The organism is Bradyrhizobium canariense (assembly GCF_900105125.1).
Taxonomy (GTDB): Bacteria; Pseudomonadota; Alphaproteobacteria; order Rhizobiales; family Xanthobacteraceae; genus Bradyrhizobium; species Bradyrhizobium canariense_A.
In genome coordinates this window covers 809625-829977 of record NZ_LT629750.1, presented here as the reverse complement: position 1 = coordinate 829977, position 20353 = coordinate 809625, and the positions used below count along the sequence as shown (strand labels likewise).

The following is a 20353-nucleotide window of genomic DNA, read 5'->3' as shown; positions in this document are numbered from 1 at the left end:
ACCCCAATGAAACTTCTGCATATCGACTCCAGCGTCCTCGGCCCGCACTCCGTCAGCCGCCGGGTTTCCGCGGCCATCGTGGACCGGCTGCGTCAGGCGACCCCCGGCATCCAAATCACCTATCGCGACCTCACCTCGACCCCGCTGGCGCACCTGTCCGGCCTGCATCTGGCCGCCGCGCAAGGCGCCACGCCGGAAGCCGCGTTGCTGGCGGACATCGCCGCCGGTCAGGCCGTGCTGGGCGAGTTTCTGGCCGCCGACATCGTCGTGCTGGGCGCGCCGATGTATAATTTTACCATCCCGAGCCAGCTCAAGGCCTGGATCGACCGCATCGTCGTCGCCGGCAAGACCTTCAAATACGGCGCGCAAGGCGCGGAAGGATTGGCTGGCAACAAGCGCGTCATCATTGCCATCTCGCGCGGCGGCTTCTACGGCGCCGGCACGCCGGCCGCTATTGGCGAACATCTGGAGACTTATCTGCGCTGGGTGTTCGGGTTTATTGGTGTCACCAATCCTGAGTTCATTTTCGCCGACGGCATTCAGGTCGGACCGGAACACCGCGAGAAGGCGCTGGCTGGCGCGCTGCAGGCCGCGACCAATCTCCACGCGGCCTAACGGAAAAAACACCGCCTGCTGCCGTCAGACGACGGCGGCAGGCTGGAACGTTGATTTGGAATCAGTCGAGGCTGGTTAGTACCAAGCCGGCTGCACTCCCATCAGCACGGCAATCAGCGAGATCAAAAGGCCTGTGCCGGAAAATAACGCGATCAAGACCAGCGGGTGGCCTTCGGCTCTCTCCGACGAAACCGATGATGCCGGGACCGATGCGGAGATACGGGTAGCTTTCGGCATATCAATCTCTCCAATGCGTCAGCGGTGAAAACTCCCATCTATAAAAAGGTCTACGCAGCCACGACGAAGGTTCAATGAAGGTGGCGATTCCCCGAAAAACGCCTGTCGAACGGCAAAGCCGGTCAGCGCGCATTTGAAGAAAATTGCGCTGGCCGGCTTTGATTCTCAAAATTCCCGTCAGCCGCGATAGATCGGCGCGCCGGCTGGAGATCCGGTCGAGCCGCCGTCGACAAAAATCTCCGCGCTCTGGACGTTCGATGCATCGTCGGAGGCGAGGAACAGCACCGTCTTGGCGATTTCGTCGGCCTCACCGAGCCGCCCCAGCGGGATGCTGCGGGAAATGCGCTTGTCGAGCGCGGCAAAGGCTTCGGGTGTCGGCGCAGCGCCGTTCCAGATCGGGGTCCGCGCTGCACCTGGAGAGACCACATTGACCCTGATGCTTCGCGGTGAAAGCTCCGAGGCCATGACCCGCGCCATTGCCCGAACGCCGGCCTTGCTGGCCGCGTAGGCGGCATAGCCGGGATTGCCGAGCACCGAGATCACCGAGCCGTTCAGGATGATCGAGGCGCCGTCATTGAGATAGGGCGCAGCCGATTGCACCGTGAAGAACACGGAGGTGATATTGGTCCGGATGACGGACTCAAATGCGGCAAGCGTGGTCGATCCGATCGGCGTATTGCCGGGGATCCCGGCATTGGCGAAAACGATGTCGAGCTTGCCGAATTTTTCGACCCCGCGCTTGATGGCGGCGTCCGTGGCCGCAACGTCGGTGGCGTCGGCCACGACCGCGAACGCGTTCGGCCCGAGCTCCTTTGCGGCGGCTTCCAGCGTCGCCTGATTTCGGCCGGTTATCGTGACCTTCGCGCCCTCCTTCACGAACAGCCGCGCGGTCGCCAGCCCGATGCCGCTGTTTCCCCCGGTAATCAACGCCGTCTTGTTGGCCAATCTCATGATACCCTCCAAGTGGTTGCATTATTAAACTTGATTGCCATCTAGAGTGCCTGGTTTCATAATGCAACTACACAACGCCGTGATCGGAGAATTCGTTGTGGGATCGAAAGGACGCCACGATGAGACGGACAAGCTTTGAAAAGGCGGAATGCCCGATCGCGCGATCGCTGGATGCGATCGGCGACTGGTGGTCGCTGCTGATCATTCGCGACGCTTTTCTCGGCGCGCGCCGCTTCGGCGAATTTCAGAAGAGCCTGGGGCTGGCAAAGAACATCCTCACCGTGCGGCTGCGCGCCCTGGTCGAAGACGGCATCCTCAAGACGGCGCCCGCCTCCGACGGCAGCGCCTATCAGGAATATGTGCTGACGCCGAAGGGGCGCGGGATTTTCCCGATCATGGTGGCGCTTCGGCAATGGAGCGAGGAATTCGACGATCGGCCAAAGGAAATCGCAACCATCCTGGTCGACCGCGAGAAAGGCCGGCCGGTGCGGAAGCTTGAGCTGCGTTCGCAAGACGGCCGACTGCTCGATAGCGCCGATACGATGCTAAAGCCCAGTCCTGATCACAAGCGCCGCCGGCGCGCCTGACGTTCAGTCGCACCCGCGTCACGACAGATTGCGCTTGCCGCGTAGCCGCAAGTATTCCTCCGCTTCCAGCTCCGCCATCCGAAGCAAATGGCTGAGCATCTCCAGTCCATGGCGGTGCGCCAGCTGGACCAGATCGGCGGTGCTTTCTGCGATGAAGGCTGCGGCCTCCTCCGGGCCGCCCTCGCCACGCGGCTCGTCATCTCGCGAACGTCGGCCTTTGCCCGAAGACGGGCGCTTCCGGCCGCTCTTTGCCTTGGTCAAAGCACATCCGAATCCGTGTGTTCACGAAAGGTACGCTTTTTAAGAGCGCAACTCTAGGACGTATTTCACAACTTTCTAGATACTAAGTCGGAGCCCAAAGGCATGCTTTCAACATCTGTCGATTTGACAGGGGCCCCCGCTGCACCCATGTTCGGAACGAAACGGCCGGCGCGAGTCTCGCGGAACCGGCCTTTATTCTCTCCCTAAGTCATTGGAATGACATGAATATCGTCATTGTCGAGTCGCCGGCGAAAGCCAAGACGATCAACAAATATCTGGGCGCGTCCTACGAGGTTCTGGCCTCGTTTGGCCATGTCCGCGATCTCCCGGCGAAGAACGGATCGGTCGATCCGGAGGCCAATTTCCAGATGATCTGGGAGATCGACGCCAAGGCGGCAGGCCGGCTCAACGACATCGCGAAGGCGCTGAAGGGCGCGGACAAGCTGATCCTCGCGACCGACCCCGATCGCGAAGGCGAAGCGATCTCCTGGCACGTGCTCGAAGTGATGAAAGAGAAGCGCGCGCTAAAGGACCAGAAGATCGAGCGCGTGGTGTTCAACGCCATCACCAAGCAGTCGGTGACGGAAGCGATGAAGCATCCGCGCGAGATCGACGGCGCGCTGGTCGATGCCTATATGGCGCGCCGCGCGCTGGATTACCTGGTAGGCTTCACGCTGTCGCCGGTGCTGTGGCGCAAACTGCCGGGCGCGCGCTCGGCGGGCCGCGTGCAGTCGGTCGCGCTGCGGCTGGTCTGCGATCGCGAACTCGAAATCGAGAAATTCGTCGCCCGCGAATACTGGTCGCTGGTCGCGACCTTGACCACGCCGCGCGGCGATGCGTTTGAAGCGCGCCTGGTCGGCGCCGATGGCAAGAAGATTCAGCGACTCGACATCGGCACCGGTGCGGAAGCCGAAGATTTCAAGAAGGCGATCGAGGCCGCCAACTTCACGGTCTCCACCGTTGAAGCCAAACCGGCACGCCGCAACCCCCAGGCGCCATTCACCACCTCGACGCTGCAGCAGGAAGCCAGCCGCAAGCTGGGCTTTGCGCCCGCCCACACCATGCGGATCGCGCAGCGGCTCTATGAAGGCGTCGAGATCGGCGGCGAGACCACAGGTCTCATTACCTATATGCGAACCGACGGCGTGCAAATCGACGGTTCCGCAATCACCCAAGCGCGCAAGGTGATCGGCGAGGACTACGGCAACGCCTATGTGCCGGAGGCGCCGCGCCAGTACCAGGCTAAGGCCAAGAACGCGCAGGAAGCACACGAAGCCATCCGTCCGACCGATCTGTCGCGACGGCCTTCGGAACTGCGCGGCCGCCTCGATCCCGACCAGGCCAAGCTCTATGAACTGATCTGGATCCGCACTATCGCGAGCCAGATGGAATCGGCGGAACTCGAACGCACCACCGTTGACATCGCGGCCAAGGCAGGCTCGCGCGTGCTGGAACTGCGCGCCACCGGCCAGGTGATCAAATTCGACGGCTTCCTCGCGCTCTATCAGGAAGGCCGTGACGACGATAGCGACGACGAGGACAGCCGCCGCCTGCCCGCGATGAGCGAGGGCGAAGCGCTGAAGCGGCGGGATCTCGCCGTCACCCAGCATTTCACCGAACCGCCGCCGCGTTTCTCCGAAGCGTCGCTGGTCAAGCGCATGGAAGAACTCGGCATCGGCCGGCCCTCCACTTACGCCTCGATCCTGCAGGTGCTGAAGGACCGCGGTTATGTCAGGCTGGAGAAGAAACGCCTGCATGGCGAGGACAAGGGCCGCGTCGTGGTCGCGTTCCTGGAGAATTTCTTCGCACGCTATGTCGAATATGATTTCACCGCCGACCTGGAAGAACAGCTCGACCGTATCTCCAATAACGAGATCTCCTGGCAGCAGGTGCTGAAGGATTTCTGGGGCGACTTCATCGGCGCCGTCAACGACATCAAGGATCTGCGCGTGGCGCAGGTGCTGGACGTGCTCGACGACATGCTGGGGCCGCACATCTATCCGCCGCGCACGGATGGCGGCGATGTCAGGCAATGCCCGACCTGCGGCACCGGCAAGCTCAACCTCAAGGCCGGAAAATTCGGCGCCTTTGTCGGCTGTTCCAATTATCCGGAGTGCCGCTACACCCGCCCGCTCGCGGCCGACAGCGAAGCCAGCGCCGATCGCATTCTGGGCAAGGATCCGCAGACCGATCTCGACGTCGTGGTGAAGGCCGGACGGTTCGGACCCTATATCCAGCTCGGCGAGCAGAAAGATTATGCCGAGGGCGAAAAGCCGAGGCGCGCCGGCATTCCGAAGAACATGTCGCCCGGCGACATTGAATTGGAGCTGGCGCTCAAACTGTTGTCGCTGCCGCGCGAGATCGGCAAGCATCCCGAGACCGGCGAGCCGATCACGGCCGGCATCGGCCGCTTCGGCCCGTTCGTGCGCCACGAGAAAACCTATGCCAGCCTCGAGGCCGGCGATGAGGTGTTCGATATCGGGCTCAACCGCGCCGTCACCCTGATCGCCGAGAAAATCGCCAAGGGACCGAGCGGACGCCGCTTCGGCGCCGATCCCGGCAAGCCGTTGGGCGATCACCCGACGCTTGGCGGCGTTGCGGTCAAGAACGGCCGTTATGGCGCCTATGTCACCTCAGGCGGCGTCAACGCCACGATCCCGAGCGACAAGACGCCAGAGACCATCACATTGCCCGAAGCCATCGCGCTGATCGACGAGCGCGTGGCAAAGGGTGGCGGCAAGCCCAAGCGCGGCGCCAAGACAACGGCCAAGACAGCCAAGACGGGTTCCAAGAAAGTCGCGGCAGCAAAGCCGGCCAAAGCAGACGACGATGGCAAGGCTACAAAGCCTGCCAAAAAGGCGGCGGCAAAGAAGTCTGCGGCCAAGCCGAAATCCGATGCCGCGAGCAAAGCGCGCGCACCGGTAACGGCGACGGCCAAAACTTCGGCCGCCAAGGCGCCAAAGCCCGTTGCAAAGAAGAGCGCGGGCAAGGCAAGTGGATAATAAGGCAAGTGGATAAGGCAAACGGATAGAGTGGCCCAGCATCGCGACAAGGTCTTTCCAAGCCGGGACGCCATCGTCGCCTTTATCCGCGCGCATCCGGGCAAAGTCGGGACCCGCGAAATCGCACGCGAATTCGGCCTGAAGAACGCCGACCGTGTCGAGCTGAAAAATATCCTGCGTGAGCTCGCCGACGAAGGCGCGATCGCCAAGCGCAAGCGGAAGATCCACGAGCCGGCGGCGCTGCCGCCGACCGTGATGGCCGACATCACCGGACGTGACAGCGACGGTGAATTGCTCGCCACGCCCACCGAATGGGATGAGGAAGAAAACGGCACCGCGCCGAAAATCCGCATCCATGTCCCGCGCCGTCCGCTGCCGGGCACGACGGCTGGCGTCGGCGACCGCGCACTGCTGCGCGTCGAGAAGATCGACGAGAGCGAGGGCACGCCTTATCGCGGGCGCATCATCAAGGTCATCGATCACGCCCGGACACGGCTGCTTGGAATCTTTCGCAGCCTGCCCGATGGCGGCGGACGGCTCGTCCCGGTCGACAAGAAGCAGGCCGGCCGCGAACTCAACATCGCAAAAGCCGATAGTAACGGCGCCGAGGATGGCGATCTCGTCAGCGTCGACCTGATCCGCACCCGCGGTTTCGGCCTCGCCTCCGGAAAAGTGAAGGAGCGGTTGGGGTCGCTGGCATCCGAGAAGGCGGTCAGCCTGATCGCGATTCATGCCCACGAAATTCCGCAAGCCTTCTCGCCGAGCGCGCTGCGTGAAGCCGAGGCGGCAAAGCCGGCAGCACTCGCTGGCCGCGAGGATTGGCGCGACCTACCGCTGGTCACCATCGATCCACCCGACGCCAAGGACCATGACGACGCGGTTCATGCGGAGTCAGACTCCGATCCGAACAATAAAGGCGGCTACATCGTCAATGTCGCGATCGCCGATGTCGCTTTCTATGTGCGGCCGGGGGCGGCGCTCGACCGCGATGCGCTGACGCGCGGCAATTCGGTGTATTTCCCCGACCGCGTGGTGCCGATGCTGCCGGAGCGCATTTCAAACGATCTATGCTCGCTGGTGCCGGGCGAGCCGCGCGGCGCGCTCGCGGTGCGGATGGTGATCGGCAATGACGGCCGCAAGCGTTCGCACGGCTTTCATCGCATCCTGATGCGCTCGGCCGCGAAACTGAATTACGCGCAGGCGCAGGCGGCGATCGACGGACGGCCCGACGACATCACGGGACCCCTGCTCGATCCTATCCTGAAGCCGCTTTACGCGGCCTATGATCTCGTCAAGCGCGCGCGCGACGAACGCGATCCGCTCGATCTCGATATTCCCGAACGCAAGATCCTGCTGAAGCCCGATGGCACCGTCGATCGCGTGATCGTGCCTGAACGACTGGATGCGCACCGGCTGATCGAAGAATTCATGATCCTGGCCAATGTCGCCGCCGCCGAAATGCTTGAAAAGAAGGCGTTGCCACTTATCTATCGAGTGCACGATGAACCAACGCTTGAGAAGGTTCACAACTTGCAGGAATTCCTGAAAACGCTCGACATCCCCTTCGCGAAGAGCGGCGCGTTGCGTCCCTCGCTGTTCAATCGCGTGCTGGAGCAGGTCAGCGGTCACGATTCCGAACCGCTGGTGAATGAAGTGGTGTTGCGCTCGCAAGCCCAAGCCGAATACTCCTCCGAGAATTACGGCCATTTCGGCCTGAACCTCAGGCGTTACGCCCATTTCACTTCGCCTATCAGGCGATACGCAGACCTGATCGTGCACCGCGCCCTGATCAGGGCCCTCGGCCTTGGCGAAGGCGCGCTTCCCGAAACCGAAACGGTCGAAAGCCTGAGCGAGATCGCGGCGCAGATTTCCGTCACCGAACGCCGCGCCATGAAGGCCGAGCGCGAAACCGCCGATCGCCTGATCGCGCACTTCCTCGCCGATCGCATCGGCGCCACCTTCCAGGGCCGCATTTCCGGCGTGACCCGCGCCGGGTTGTTCGTCAAGCTCAGCGATACCGGCGCCGACGGCCTGATCCCGATCCGCACGCTGGGCACAGAATATTTCAATTACGACGAGACGCGTCATGCGCTGGTCGGCTCACGCAGCGGTGCCATGCACCGGCTGGGTGACGTTGTCGACGTTCGTCTGGTAGAAGCTGCACCCGTAGCAGGCGCGTTGCGTTTCGAATTGCTGTCGGAAGGCCGTGTCGAGCCGCGCGGAAGAAGGCGTGATCGCGCGCGCGGCGATGGCCCAAGGGCCCAAATGAACACTAAGGCCAAAAAGCATCCGGGCCGAAGCCCGCGCAAGAAAGTTCGCAAGCCGAAGGGCAAACCCGCTAAATCAAAGAGAGGCAAGTCATGGACACCGTGAGCATGGCACCCAAGGTCTGGACGAGACAAGCCGGACTGACTGAAAAGCGCGACGTGTGGACCGCGATGAAGCGCGGCTTTCGCGGCCGCTGCCCACGCTGCGGCGAGGGCAAGCTGTTTCGCGCTTTCCTGAAAGTCGACGGCAATTGCTCGGTGTGCGGCCTCGACTTCACGCCGCACCGCGCCGACGACCTCCCGGCCTATCTGGTGATCGTGATCGTCGGACACATCGTGGTGCCTGCCGCATTGTTCATCGAAACCAACTATTCACCGCCGGTGGCGTTGCAGCTTGCGATCTATCTGCCGTTCACGTTCGTCGCCTCATTGCTGTTGCTGCAACCGGTGAAGGGCACCGTGGTCGGGATGCAATGGGCGCTGCGCATGCACGGATTCGACGAGAATGCTCCTGACGACATGCCTCCCGTTTAGTTCGCTCAAATCAAAAACAACATCGATGGGGTGGAGATGACGGAAGTTGCGCAGGTCGCAAAACAAGAAAAGAAGGAAGAAAAGGAAGCCGATCACCATCCCTATTTTCGTCCCAAGGACGCCGCGACGCTGATCCTGGTCGATCGCAGCGCGGCCGTCCCGAAAGTCCTGGTCGGCAAACGCCACGACAACGTGGTGTTCATGCCCGGCAAGTTCGTATTCCCCGGCGGCCGGGTCGACAAATCCGACAACCGTGTCCCCGTTGCCGCGCCAATCTCGAAAGCCCTTGAAGCCAATTTGCTGAAGGGAAGCCCGAAGATCACGCCGTCGCGCGCGCGCTCTCTCGCCATCGCTGCGATCCGCGAAGCCTGCGAGGAAACCGGCCTTTGTCTGGGCCGCAAGAGCGAAGGCGCGACGCCAAAGCTCGACGGCGCCTGGAAGCCTTTCGCCGAGGCAAGCCTCCTGCCCGATCCGTCCGGACTGTTCCTGATTGCGCGTGCGATCACCCCTCCCGGCCGCGTGCGGCGCTTCGATACGAGATTTTTCACCGCGGATGCCTCCGCCATCGCGCACCGCGTCGAAGGCGTAATCCACCCCGATGCTGAACTGGTCGAACTGGTGTGGGTCGAGATCGGCTCCCAACCGCTCGCCGACCTGCATCCCATGACCAGGAATGTCCTGAACGAACTCGAAAAGCGCCTTGCCACCGGACCATTGAACCACGACGCGGCGGTACCGTTTTTCCATTTCTACGGCGGCAAGATGCAGAAGGACGTTTTGGGCGCCGCCTGAACGGGATGCCAGGATAACGCCGCTGGTGTGACCCCTACGACCGATGGCGGCGACGTTTTGGCAGTGAGCCGCATCAGACGTGTGGATACGGCTCAACTTTCAACATCCATTCGTATCGCGTTCTTACGATTGTAATAGAGCACGGGCAGTTTCCCCGCTGCCGCCACGGCACAGTGAACGTTGCCGCAGGCGAGGCATTGGGGAGTTTTACGATGAATGCTCTAAGACAGCGCTTTTTTTCTGGGCTGCCAGTTTTTCAATCAGGTTTGGCGGTCACCCTTGTTTTGTCGGGTGTCGTGGGCGCAACGGGTGCCTTTGCCGACGACGACGATGTAAATTTTAGACCGGGAAATTTGCTGGTCAGCCGCTCCGTGTATGACAACAATCGCGCCAATGTCGTCGTGGGGGCGCCGTTACCGCCGAACTGCGTCGCTCCCAATTGCGTGGCCGCGACCAACGACGGCTCCTATCCGAATGTGTGGAATAATGTGCTCGCCGATGCCAGTTTCGGCATCACCGCGAAGATCGTGCTGGATCAGCTCAAGCCGACCGGCCAGCTGGTGAACTCGCTCGAAGTGCCCAACAGCTCGGACCGCGGTACCCCGCCGAGCAAGGATCAGATGGTCACCAGCTTCTCGTCCAAATCGGAGATCTCGCTCAATCTGTCGACCGATGGCCGGGTCGTAACGTTTATGGGATACCTTGCGCCCGTCGATGTGATCGATGTCTCGAATTCCAATACACCGGCGGTGGTCGATCCAACCAATCCTGTCCCCGGAAGTTTTTCTCGCGTGGTCGCGGAGGTCGACGAGCACGGACGGTTTCAATTCACAAAAACCAATGCCTACAGCGGCAACAACGGACGCGCCGCCATCCTGAACGACAAGGGCGGCGCGAACCTCATCTACACCGTCGGCAATGCCGGCAACGGTGCAAATCCGCAGCCGAACGGAATCATTATTGGCGCGGGAGCGCAGATCTTGACCGCGGAACACAAGCCACTCGTCGCGCAGGATCCCGGCCTGCCGACGCCGGTCGGCAGCTTCAGCATCACGCAACTGGGACTGAAGGCGGACAAGGTCGGCAAAGACACCAACTTCCGGGGTCTCACGACTTTCAACAACGTTGTCTATACAACCAAGGGCAGCGGCAGCAACGGCATCAACACCGTCTATTTCATCGATACGACGGGGTTCGATTCGAACGGCAAGCCGCGGGCCTGCCCGAACGGCGTCGGTGTGCCGGCGGCAACCGCCACCCTGCCCTCCGCGCCGATTTTCTACGACGCCACGCAGTTGCAGACGAACGGCGTCGTCCCCTACAACATGTGCGTCCTGAATGGTTTTCCGACGACGCTGGCAAAGACGTCAACGGCGTTCCCATTCGGCGTCTGGTTCGCCGATGCCAAGACGCTCTATGTCTCCGACGAAGGCAACGGCACCACCACTTTTGATCCGGTGTCGGGCAAGTACACGGCCGCTGCTTCGCAGACCACGGCGGGATTGCAGAAGTGGGTGTTCGACTCCAGCCTCGGTGCATGGAAGCTGGCCTATGTGCTGCAGGCTGGCTTGAACCTTGGCGTGCCCTATACCGTGAAGAATTATCCCGCCGGCCAAAATCCCAAGACCAGCTTGCCGTGGTCGCCCGCGGCCGATGGCCTTCGGAACATCATGGGGCGCGTCAACCACGACGGCACCGCGACGATCTGGGCGATCACCTCGACCGTTAGCGGAAATGGCGACCAAGGTGCTGATCCGAACCAGCTGGTCATGATCACCGACAACCTGGCCGCAACCAGCCTTCGCGCAGGCGAAAGCTTCACGGCGATCCAAACGGCCCGCTCCGGCGAAGTCCTCCGCGGCGTTTCGTTTACGCCGGGAACCGATCGCGATCAGCTGGCCGATGATCATGCTCACGATCACGATCATGATCACGACGACGATAACAACCACGATCACGAGCGACACGCCGACGCCGACTAACAATCAACGGGCTGGTGCAACGACCGATCAGCCGGCGCCACGCAGCGCCGGCTGATCGCGTCAACCATTGCCGCGTGACCCGTGCCGATACCGAACCGATGTGGGTCGAGATCGGGCTCCAACCGCTCACGCGTAACTCGATTCAGATCGCCGTCGCTCCGCCGTCGACGAACAATTCAATGCCGGCCACGAAACTCGAATCGTCCGAGGCAAGAAATAGCGCGGCCTTGGCGATTTCATCCGATGTGCCGATGCGACCCAGCGGTACGGTCGATTTCATGTAATTCTTCACGTCGTCGTTGGCGAACACGTCAAATCCCGGCGTCTGGATCGGCCCGGGGCTCAGAACATTGACGCGGATATTGCGGGCCTTGAGGTCGGAGGTCCACGTCCGCGCAAACGAACGGATCGCGGCTTTGGTGGCGCCGTAAACCGTGTCGGCTTCGAAGCCCTTCGAGCCCGCCACCGACCCGGTGAGAATAATCGAACCACCGTCGGCCATCAGCGGCGCCGCCTGCTGCACCGTGAACAGCACACCCTTGACGTTGATATCGAACATCTTGTTGTAGGCGTCCTCGGTGATCGCGCCAAATGGCGTGAATTCGTAGATCCCGGCATTGGCGAACAGAACGTCTATTTTTCCCTTTGCGGCCTTGACCGTATCGAACAGGCGGGCGAGGTCGGCTGTGCTTGAAGCGTCCGCTCTCACTGCCGTGGCGTTGGGGCCGATCTCTTTCACCGCGGCGTCCAGCTCTGCCTGGCGGCGGCCCGTGATGAACACGTAAGCCCCCTCCTCGGCGAACCGCTTGGCGGTCGCAAGACCAATGCCCGCGCTGCCACCGGTGATTACTGCGACTTTTCCTTCGAGCTTCCTGGCCATGACACTCTCCCTGATGTGAAGCGGCGGCGCCGCCTGTCCCGGAAAATGTGATCCATCCAAAAAAAGGGAATATGGCTCTACTGGATATTATTTATCCGGATATCGGACAGGTAATGGATTGGTGATCGCTCGGGAATTATCCTCTTCCGGCGACGTGCAAATTGCAAAATTCTTCCCATCCGCCTGGATGGCGTTGCCTCTCCGGCTCCCCATCTATCCGGGAACCACAACTGAGACGGATTGGGGCGATGGCGAAACGTCAACTCAGGCTCGGCGCTTTCATGCGGCCAGTCAGCATTCACACCGGCGCATGGCGCTATCCCGGCGCGTGGCCGGACGCCAATTTCAACTTCCCGCACATCAAGCGGCTGATCCAGAAACTCGAAGCCGGAAAATTCGACGCCTTCTTCATGGCCGATCATCTGGCCGTGCTGAACATGCCGATCAATGCGCTCAAGCGCAGCCACACCGTCACCTCGTTCGAGCCGTTCACGCTGCTGTCGGCGCTGGCCGGCGCCACCGAGCGGATCGGGCTGATCGCGACGGGGTCTACCACCTTCGACGAGCCCTATCATGTCGCCCGGCGCTTCGCCTCGCTCGACCATATCAGCGGCGGCCGAGCCGGCTGGAATATCGTCACGACCTCCAATCCTGACGCAGCGCTGAATTTCGGACTCGATGACCACATGGAGCACGCCGAGCGCTACAAGCGGGCGCGCGAATTCTATGACGTGGTCACCGGGCTGTGGGATTCCTTTGCCGACGATGCCTTCGTGCGCGACGTCGAATCCGGCCTTTATTTCGATCCGGCGAAGATGCACGTGCTCAACCACAAGGGCAAATACCTCTCGGTGCGCGGCCCGCTCAACATCGCCCGGCCGGTGCAGGGCTGGCCCGTGATCGTCCAGGCCGGCGCGTCCGATGATGGCAGGCAGCTGGCGGCGGAGACGGCGGAAGCCGTGTTCACCGGCGGCGGCAGCCTCGCCGATGGGCAAAGGCTTTATGCCGACATCAAGGGCCGCATGGACAAGCTAGGCCGCGACCGCAACCATCTGAAGATCCTGCCGGGCGCCTTCGTCGTGGTCGGCGACAGCGTCGAGGAAGCCCAGGAAAAGCGCGTCTTGCTCGACAGCAAGGTGCATTACGACAGCGCCATCGCCTCGCTGTCGGTGATCCTCGGCACCGACGCGTCGGGCTTCGACCCCGACGGGCAATTGCCGCCGATTCCCGAAACCAATGCCAGCAAAAGCGGCCGGCAGCGCCTGGTCGATCTCGCCGCACGCGACAAGCTCACCGTCCGCCAATTGGCGCAGCGCGTCGGCGGTTATGGCGGGCTTTCCTTTGTCGGCACGCCCTCGACGATCGCCGATCAGATGGAGGAATGGCTGACGACGGAAGGCTGTGACGGCTTCAACATCATGTTCCCGTTCCTGCCCGCCGGCCTCGACGATTTCGTCGACAAGGTGGTGCCGGAACTGCAGAAGCGCGAAATCTTCCGGAGGGAATATGAGGGCAAGACGCTGCGGGAGAATCTGGGCCTGCCGAGGCCGAAAAACCGCTTCTTTGAAGCCTTATGAGGGAGAATCGCGCGGGTTTTTGGCTCCAAAACCTTGACTTTGGGCGGATCGAGGCTAGGTTGCGCGGCAAACGCGGGCCGGTTTGGCCGGCAGCCGAATACCCCAGACATCAGAGGTTCTGAACATGGCCAAAGCGGTCACCATCAAGGTCAAGCTCGTTTCCTCGGCGGATACCGGCTTCTATTACGTCGCCAAGAAGAATTCGCGCACCATGACCGATAAGCTGGTCAAGAAGAAGTATGACCCGGTCGCGCGCAAGCATGTCGAATTCCGCGAAGGCAAGATCAAGTAAGATCGCGGAGCGCTGCTGACTTCAACGGGGCCTTGCGGCCCCGTTTTCATTTTGCGGCCAAATGTCGTGGCCCGCGGCTCTCGTGCGTCGGATAATGTTAGAACCACACTAGGCAGGCCTGGGCGTAAGGTTCACATGGTCGCAACCTTGGACGAGGGAAACGTTGGTGGCTACTCCGTTGCCTACGGGCGCGATGACACCTACTTTCCCGTCTACATTACCGCCGCCCTGGCCGCGGTATTTCTCACGACCGCGTGGATCACGGGCGCCATCTATTGGCTGGCGCTTGCCGCGGCGGCGGCCGGCTTCGCCTACTACAACATTCCCTTGCTGGACACCGGACGGCCTACCATCGGCGCCAATCAATACGGCATCTTCATCCAGGCCTTCGGTCTGATCCGGTGGCGCGCCATCGAACGCATCGATCTCGCTGAAATCGCCGAGCGCGCAATGACCGTCCATGAGCTGCAGATCATGCTCAGCACGCCTCTCGGCAGCGCGCTGGTGGCCGACTGGCGCAAGCAACCGATCTATCGCCTGCCGATGCGCCTGCCCTGGCGCATGGACCACAAGGGCGTCGTGCGGGTCAATCTAGAGCCGTTCGACCGGCCGCCCGATGAAATCCATCGAACATTCCTCCGGATGTGGCGCTATTATCGGAGCTAGCCCGGATCACGCGCCGGCCTCACGTTCTGACGACAAGGCGGGCGTATGCATCGGCCCTCAATCCATAGGTCCAGGCGACGGCCTCACGGGCCGTTCGCATGTTGGTGGGAACCTGAAGAAAGAACTGCTTGTGCGTGCCGTCAGGCTCGGGCGTTGCGTTGATCACCTCGACGGCAGCCCAGGCGTCCGATGCCAGCCATCTCTTGCGCCAAAGGACACCCGTTTCATCCTCGGCCACGCGAACCGCGCCGCCGAGCGTCACGTAACGCCGCGGCGTCATGATCTCGATCATGCAGCAGCGAACCTGAACATTGGATTCCCCGTCGATCGAGGCCAGCGTGATCTGCTCCGGCTGCTCGATCACCCAGCGGGGAACCTCGACGCCTTTCCAGGCCCACACCGACCAGCCATCGGGGAATCGAAGCGCCGGCCCGCTCGCGCTGTGCAGCCGATCGCCTGCATCGCCACGCAAAAGATTGGGCCGCTCGGCGAGCCAGCAGGTATGCTCATGCGGCTGCAGCCAGCCCAGGCTTGTCGCCAGTTGCCACAAACCCATGAGAGGCGCGGTCTCGGCTTGCAGACCGAGCACGTCGCGGATGTAATCGTAGGCGGCGAGCCATGACAGCTCATGCTGGCCAATAGCGCTGTCGCGAAAACCTTGCCGGCCGAGCAGCGCGGGCAAGCTCCAAGCCAACGGATAGCCTCTGCGCATGCGCATCAGCAGGGACAGGTTTTCGTCGGGCGTGCGCAGCATGACTGCGTCGGCAACGGATGCGACCAACGCATCGGCGGGATTCACCGCGCGCTCCACTTCCGCCCGCACGCGCTTGTGCAGACGCCTTCCGACCCATGCGGCAACCTGTCGGCGAGGCCGATGGATAATGGCAGATTTGACGTTCGGACCATCGTCGCGGGAAGCCCGGCCTGCGCGCTGAAAGAGCGCAAGCGGGCTTTCACACCACACAAAGCGGGCCGGAGGCTTGAGCCCGGCGGCGTGGTAGGCAAGCCGCGCGCCCTCTTCGGCCGCGCTGCGATCCGCTGATACGGTCGACCGCCGAATGCCAGCCCACCGCGCCCGATAGTCTCTCAGCACGGCCGTTTGCGCTGGCGTAAGCGCCTCAGTCGGCAAGGACACGCGCATCCCGTGGTCCAAGCTCGCGCTGTCGGCGAACGCGATAGGTTCCTCGCGGCAAGGTAAGCGGCGCATGCTCATCATGCGTCACCCTTGCATAGGCAGAGCTGACCTGGACATGCCCAATGTAGAGGCCTGCAGGTATGTCGCGTGCGAGTCTGTCATCGCGAAACATGGTTACGCGCTCGCAGATCGCATGGCGGTGGCCGGTTTCCTCGCCCTCCGCCAGCACGACTGGCGCGCCTTCAGCATTTTCCTCGACCGTTCCCGATGGCGCGACATCGGGGACGCGCTCGATCAACAGATCACCTTGCGCGAAGATCTCGGTCATCATGACACCTCCTTGCGCTCAAGCACCCGTCAAGGCCCGGGTGCTTGTATTGCTTCCGCCCTATTTTTTTCCCCGAGTTCGGCGGCGGAAATGCCGCCGCTCCGGGACACCTTCTTGATAAGTTTTACTGCACCACTTCGCCATGCAACGCGAGATCGAGGCCCTCGCGCTCGGTGTCCTCCGACACCCGCAGGCCAACGAATATCTTGACCACGAAGAGGATGATCAGGCTGACGACGGCGTCATAGATGAAGACGGTGGCAACTCCGATGCATTGGTTGAAGAACTGACCGATGTTGCCCTCGAGAGCACCCGCGGTCCCGCCATATTGCTCGACCGCAAACACCCCGGTCAGCAACGCCCCGACGATGCCGCCAACGGCATGCACGCCGAAGCAATCCAGCGCGTCGTCATAGCTGAACATGTGCTTCAAGCCGGTGCATCCCCAATAGCAGAACACGCCTGCGGCAATTCCGATTGCAAAGGCACCCACGGGGCCGACGAAACCGGAAGCCGGCGTGATGGCAACAAGACCGGCCACCGCACCGGAACAGATGCCGATGACGGTCGGCTTGCCCTTCAGCGCCCATTCCACCAGCATCCAGGTGAAACCGGCGACGGCCGTGGCGATCTGGGTCACCAACATCGCCATGCCAGCCTGCATCCCTGCGGTGACGGCCGAGCCGGCATTGAAACCGAACCAGCCGACCCACAGCAGAGCGGCGCCGATGAAGGTCAGCACCATGTTGTGCGCCGGCCCGGTCTCTTTGCGCTTGCCGAGCATGATGGCGCACATCAGCCCGGCCACGCCGGCGTTGATATGCACGACGGTCCCGCCGGCGAAGTCGAGCACCTTAACCCAGGCGGCATCGTTGCCGGACGAGAAGATCCCGTCAGGACCCCACACCCAGTGCGCGATTGGCGCATAGACGAAAATCGCCCACAGACCGATGAACCAGAGCATGGCCGAGAATTTCATGCGCTCGGCGAACGCACCGGCAATGAGCGCCGGCGTAATGATGGCGAAGGTCATCTGAAAGCAGATGTACACGCTCTCCGGGATTGTCGCGGCAAGCGGATTGGGATTGCCGATGCCGCCCTTGCCGATGTCGCTCAGGATGTCCTTGAGAAACATGCGGTCGAGGCCACCGAGAAAGGGAGTGCCGGCGCGAAACGCCAGGCTGTAGGTGAGGATCGCGAAAAGAATCGTCACGAGGCAGGTCACGGCAAAGCTGGTCATTACCGTGTCACCGACATTCTTCTTGCGCACCATGCCGCCATAGAACAGCCCGAGGCCGGGGACCGTCATCATCAACACCAGCGCAACCGATGTGAGCATCCACGCGGTGTCGCCGGAGTTCGGAGTGCAGTTTTCCAGAATCTTGCCTCCGCAGGCCGGAGGGGCCGCCGCGTCTTCCGCGAGCGCGATGTCACTGAGTAAAAAACAGAGAAGCGCAATGCCCAGGAGAGCGGCCACCGATGTCACGAGCCTTTGGCGCGCATATGTCGTTAATTCCATCATCTTCCTCCTCGTCCCAAGAGATGTCGGTGAACGCCTGTGGAGCTTGCGAACAGAAACGGCGCGCTCGACGGCGAAGCGAAATTCCTGATGTCGCCTGCCCGTCCCGTTCTCGCGATGTTTGGAAGTGCTGCCATGATCGCTGCCCGGCGGCTCAAGGTGGCGGCGCGATCGGTCCTGATCTTTGGCGCAAAGCTCAAGATGCTCGGCACGGCGGTAAAGTCGCCGAGTTTCACCGGCTGGCGATTGGCGGCGACTCGCCTCATGGCTGTCGGCCTTTTCCCTGGGTCGCCAAGGTCGGAAAACGTCAACGACGGTTTCCACCTCCAATTCTTGGCCAACGATTAATCAAGATTCGTGCCATCCATGGCACTCGGATAACCCACTGAATCTTCTCGGATCCCGGTTTGCGGGTTCAGGAAAAGGCTTGTCGCTGCCGTTTCTGAAGGCAGATGACTGCTCAAAAAAAGGGCAAATCTCGCTGCCGCTTAACTTGATGGCACCCGGCAGCAGGGGCTCGCGAATGAGTTGCGGCGCTCCTACGCCGCTCGCAACAAGGGCGGGTGCGACGGCCGGATCAGCGCGAAAGCGACCTGGATAATCCCCGCCGCCAGTCCGACGGCAACGCCGATCCGCCAAGCCATGTCGTAAGAGCCGAGCGCGTCGTAGATCAGGCCGCCACCATAGGCGCCAAGGAAGCTACCGAGCTGATGGCTCATGAAGGCGAGCCCCTGGATCATCGCCTGCCAGCGCAGCCCGAACATCTCGGCCACGGCACCCGCCACCAGCGGCCCAACGCCGAGCCAGAGAAATCCCATCATCGCGCCGAACAACAGCGTCGTCGCCGGCGATGGCGGCAGCATGAAGTACCAGGCGAGCACCAGCGAGCGCGCGATATAGATCGCGCCAAGCAGCGCCAGCTTGTTCCAGCGCTGGCCGGCCCAGCCGAAAAACAGGCTGCCGAGCACGTTGAAGCCGCCGATCACGCCCAGCGTCTGCGCGCTCAGCATCGGATCCATGCCGCAGATCGCGAGATAGGACGGCAGATGCGTGGTGATGAAGACGAGCTGCATGCCGCAGACGAAATAGGCTGATGTCATCACCACGAAGGACGCATTGCCAAACGCGGTCTTCGCCGCGGCACCGGCCGACGCGGCGCCGATGTCATCGGAAGCAGGCTTCGGCAATGGAATCCTGTCGACGCCGCCGGCGAACCAGGCCGCCGGAAGCAGTCCGAGCGACAGAATCACAAAACCGGCCAGCCCGGTGCGCCAGCCATAGCCTTCGCTCAGCACCTGCCCGATCGGCGCCGCCAGCAACGAGCCCAGCGATCCCGCCGCCGATACGATACCGAGCACTGTGCTGCGCACCGTCGCGGGCACCGCGCGCGCCGCCACCGACATGGCGATGGCCGCCGCGGTGCATGCCAGCGACGTCCCGATCAGAACGCCCGCCCCGATCAAGATGCTGATAAAGCCATGCGCGCTTGCCATCAGGGCAAGGCCTGCGATGTAGAGCATCGCACCCAGCACCATGATCGTGCGAAAGCCGTAACGCACGGTCATCGCGCCCGCGAGCGGCTGCAGGAACCCCCAGGCAAGGTTTTGCACAGCGACCGCCAGCGTGAAGTCGGAAACGGAGATCCCGACGTCATGGGTCAGCGGCTGCAGGAAGATGCCAAGGCTCTGGCGCAGGCCCATGCTCAATGTGAGCATCAACGACGCGCCGATCAGAATGGGAAGCGCGGGACGCAAGGTTCGCAGCAGGAGCATTGTTCTTGTTTCCCCTTTTGGCCGCCGCTTCAAAAAACCGGGACTTGGCGTCGCATCGGCTTGATTACACCGATCTGTGTAATTAAAAGGTGAGGCAGCTCCGCTGTCAAGAGCTAGATAACACAGGTCTGTGTAATGATGTCCACGCCCGAAAAACCGGCCATGAAAGACCGGATTCTCGAAACCGCCGACCGGCTGTTTTATTTGCAGGGCATTCGCGCCGTCGGTGTCGATACCATTGCCGCCGAAATCGGCATCAGCAAGCGCACGCTCTATAATCACTTTCCGTCAAAGGACGAGTTGGTATCGGCGTATCTGATGCGCCGCTTCGTGCAGCCTCGGGCCTCCGACAAGTCGCCGATCGAACAGATTCTCGGCACCTTCGATTCGCTGGAACGGCGCTTCGCCAGCAAGGATTTTCGCGGTTGCCCCTTTGTCAACGCGGTGGCCGAACTCGGCACCAAAGATCGGGCGGTGAAAAAGATCGCGATCGCGTTCAAGGAAAGCCGCCGCGTCTGGTTTCGTGATCTGCTGCTGCTGCTCGGCGCCACGGACGCGGAAGGCCTTGCGACACAACTCACATTGCTCGTCGACGGCTCCATCGCGCAGGACCTGGTGCGCGACGATCCGTCGATGGCGCGCGCGGCGAAAGAAGCCGCGCGGGTGCTATTGGCGAATGCAGGGATCGGAAGCGGCGGTTCGAATATCGCGCAAACACCGCGCGTCAGCCAGACCGGCTGAATTCGAATCCAGGCAGCGACGCCACACGTCTGACTGTACGCGGGATATTCGCTCCACCAAAGCGCGATCAAACCATGGCCTGGGCACAACGCAGCCATGCGCGTGGCAGCGTACGATTGTGAGTTTTCAGACATCGATCGACCAGAGGCCGCAACCGAAACTTTGGATTTGGCGCATTACGGTTTTGTGGGCCGAATCATTTGCCTTACTCCAAT

Annotated in this window: 20 protein-coding genes; 12 read left to right on the top strand and 8 right to left on the bottom strand. The window is 62.0% G+C overall.

Translation table 11 applies throughout. The features are described 5' to 3' along the window. Positions 1–6 precede the first annotated feature (6 nt). The gene (locus BLV09_RS04140; RefSeq protein ID WP_100382274.1) at positions 7–615 is read left to right on the top strand and encodes an FMN-dependent NADH-azoreductase; all 609 of its coding nucleotides are present in this window, start codon (positions 7–9) and stop codon (positions 613–615) included. Between the two features lie 75 nt (positions 616–690). Here BLV09_RS04140 and BLV09_RS36970 read toward each other — a convergent pair whose 3' ends face one another. Both BLV09_RS36970 and BLV09_RS04135 read right to left on the bottom strand, forming a co-directional pair. Further along, positions 691–852, bottom strand: a complete 162-nt coding sequence (locus BLV09_RS36970; RefSeq protein ID WP_167558616.1) for a hypothetical protein — start codon at positions 850–852, stop codon at positions 691–693. A 177-nt stretch (positions 853–1029) separates the two neighbouring features. Further along, on the bottom strand, positions 1030–1803 hold the full coding sequence (locus BLV09_RS04135; RefSeq protein ID WP_146686406.1) for an SDR family oxidoreductase: 774 nt from the start codon (positions 1801–1803) through the stop codon (positions 1030–1032). Positions 1804–1922: 119 nt separating this feature from the next. Between BLV09_RS04135 and BLV09_RS04130 the strand changes: the two genes are divergently transcribed. Beyond that, a complete protein-coding gene (locus BLV09_RS04130) occupies positions 1923–2390 on the top strand; it encodes a winged helix-turn-helix transcriptional regulator (RefSeq protein WP_100382276.1) in 468 nt (155 codons plus the stop codon). An 18-nt stretch (positions 2391–2408) separates the two neighbouring features. Here the strand turns inward: BLV09_RS04130 and BLV09_RS04125 are convergent, their stop codons facing one another. Next, entirely contained in the window at positions 2409–2651 is a 243-nt protein-coding gene (locus BLV09_RS04125) for a hypothetical protein (RefSeq protein ID WP_100382277.1), read from the bottom strand. Positions 2652–2872: 221 nt separating this feature from the next. Between BLV09_RS04125 and topA the strand changes: the two genes are divergently transcribed. The 5 genes from topA to BLV09_RS04100 all read left to right on the top strand — a co-directional run bounded on the left by topA (position 2873) and on the right by BLV09_RS04100 (position 11228). Beyond that, positions 2873–5653: a type I DNA topoisomerase gene (gene topA / locus BLV09_RS04120; RefSeq protein ID WP_146686405.1), complete on the top strand. Its 2781-nt coding sequence runs from the start codon at positions 2873–2875 to the stop codon at positions 5651–5653. A gap of 30 nt (positions 5654–5683) precedes the next feature. Continuing rightward, positions 5684–8026: a ribonuclease R gene (gene rnr / locus BLV09_RS04115; RefSeq protein ID WP_146686404.1), complete on the top strand. Its 2343-nt coding sequence runs from the start codon at positions 5684–5686 to the stop codon at positions 8024–8026. After that, positions 8014–8454: a DUF983 domain-containing protein gene (locus BLV09_RS04110; RefSeq protein ID WP_100382280.1), complete on the top strand. Its 441-nt coding sequence runs from the start codon at positions 8014–8016 to the stop codon at positions 8452–8454. The genes rnr and BLV09_RS04110 overlap by 13 nt, the downstream gene beginning before the upstream one ends. Positions 8455–8490: 36 nt before the next feature. Next, complete coding sequence (locus BLV09_RS04105; protein ID WP_146686403.1) at positions 8491–9246, top strand: NUDIX hydrolase; 756 nt, start codon at positions 8491–8493, stop codon at positions 9244–9246. A 296-nt stretch (positions 9247–9542) separates the two neighbouring features. Continuing rightward, positions 9543–11228 carry a hypothetical protein gene (locus BLV09_RS04100; protein ID WP_174556523.1) on the top strand — a complete coding sequence of 562 codons (1686 nt, stop codon included), beginning with the start codon at positions 9543–9545 and terminating at the stop codon, positions 11226–11228. Between the two features lie 142 nt (positions 11229–11370). On the opposite strand, the gene BLV09_RS04095 is transcribed toward BLV09_RS04100, so the two are convergent. Beyond that, on the bottom strand, positions 11371–12108 hold the full coding sequence (locus BLV09_RS04095) for a glucose 1-dehydrogenase (protein ID WP_146686402.1): 738 nt from the start codon (positions 12106–12108) through the stop codon (positions 11371–11373). Between the two features lie 248 nt (positions 12109–12356). Here BLV09_RS04095 and BLV09_RS04090 point away from each other — a divergent pair, with 248 nt between their 5' ends. From BLV09_RS04090 to BLV09_RS04080, 3 genes are all read left to right on the top strand, one after another. Beyond that, complete coding sequence (locus tag BLV09_RS04090; RefSeq protein ID WP_146686401.1) at positions 12357–13685, top strand: LLM class flavin-dependent oxidoreductase; 1329 nt, start codon at positions 12357–12359, stop codon at positions 13683–13685. Between the two features lie 124 nt (positions 13686–13809). Continuing rightward, positions 13810–13977 carry a 50S ribosomal protein L33 gene (gene rpmG / locus BLV09_RS04085; protein ID WP_100382284.1) on the top strand — a complete coding sequence of 56 codons (168 nt, stop codon included), beginning with the start codon at positions 13810–13812 and terminating at the stop codon, positions 13975–13977. A gap of 135 nt (positions 13978–14112) precedes the next feature. Then, positions 14113–14643 (top strand): hypothetical protein, encoded by a 531-nt coding sequence (locus BLV09_RS04080; RefSeq protein ID WP_146686400.1) that lies wholly within the window; start codon positions 14113–14115, stop codon positions 14641–14643. Positions 14644–14662: 19 nt separating this feature from the next. On the opposite strand, the gene BLV09_RS04075 is transcribed toward BLV09_RS04080, so the two are convergent. The 3 genes from BLV09_RS04075 to BLV09_RS04065 form a co-directional block, all read right to left on the bottom strand. Further along, positions 14663–15442: a DUF6745 domain-containing protein gene (locus BLV09_RS04075; protein ID WP_167558615.1), complete on the bottom strand. Its 780-nt coding sequence runs from the start codon at positions 15440–15442 to the stop codon at positions 14663–14665. A gap of 319 nt (positions 15443–15761) precedes the next feature. Continuing rightward, positions 15762–16106, bottom strand: coding sequence for a hypothetical protein (locus BLV09_RS04070; RefSeq protein ID WP_157809944.1), 345 nt, complete (start codon positions 16104–16106; stop codon positions 15762–15764). A 124-nt stretch (positions 16107–16230) separates the two neighbouring features. Then, positions 16231–17628, bottom strand: a complete 1398-nt coding sequence (locus BLV09_RS04065) for an ammonium transporter (RefSeq protein ID WP_146686398.1) — start codon at positions 17626–17628, stop codon at positions 16231–16233. 36 nt (positions 17629–17664) lie between these two features. Between BLV09_RS04065 and BLV09_RS04060 the strand changes: the two genes are divergently transcribed. Continuing rightward, the gene (locus BLV09_RS04060) at positions 17665–17973 is read left to right on the top strand and encodes a hypothetical protein (protein ID WP_146686397.1); all 309 of its coding nucleotides are present in this window, start codon (positions 17665–17667) and stop codon (positions 17971–17973) included. Positions 17974–18164: 191 nt separating this feature from the next. On the opposite strand, the gene BLV09_RS04055 is transcribed toward BLV09_RS04060, so the two are convergent. Beyond that, on the bottom strand, positions 18165–19397 hold the full coding sequence (locus tag BLV09_RS04055) for an MFS transporter (RefSeq protein ID WP_146686396.1): 1233 nt from the start codon (positions 19395–19397) through the stop codon (positions 18165–18167). A 162-nt stretch (positions 19398–19559) separates the two neighbouring features. On the opposite strand from BLV09_RS04055, the gene BLV09_RS04050 reads away from it, so the two are divergent. After that, positions 19560–20138: a TetR/AcrR family transcriptional regulator gene (locus BLV09_RS04050; protein ID WP_146686395.1), complete on the top strand. Its 579-nt coding sequence runs from the start codon at positions 19560–19562 to the stop codon at positions 20136–20138. Positions 20139–20353: the final 215 nt, after the last annotated feature.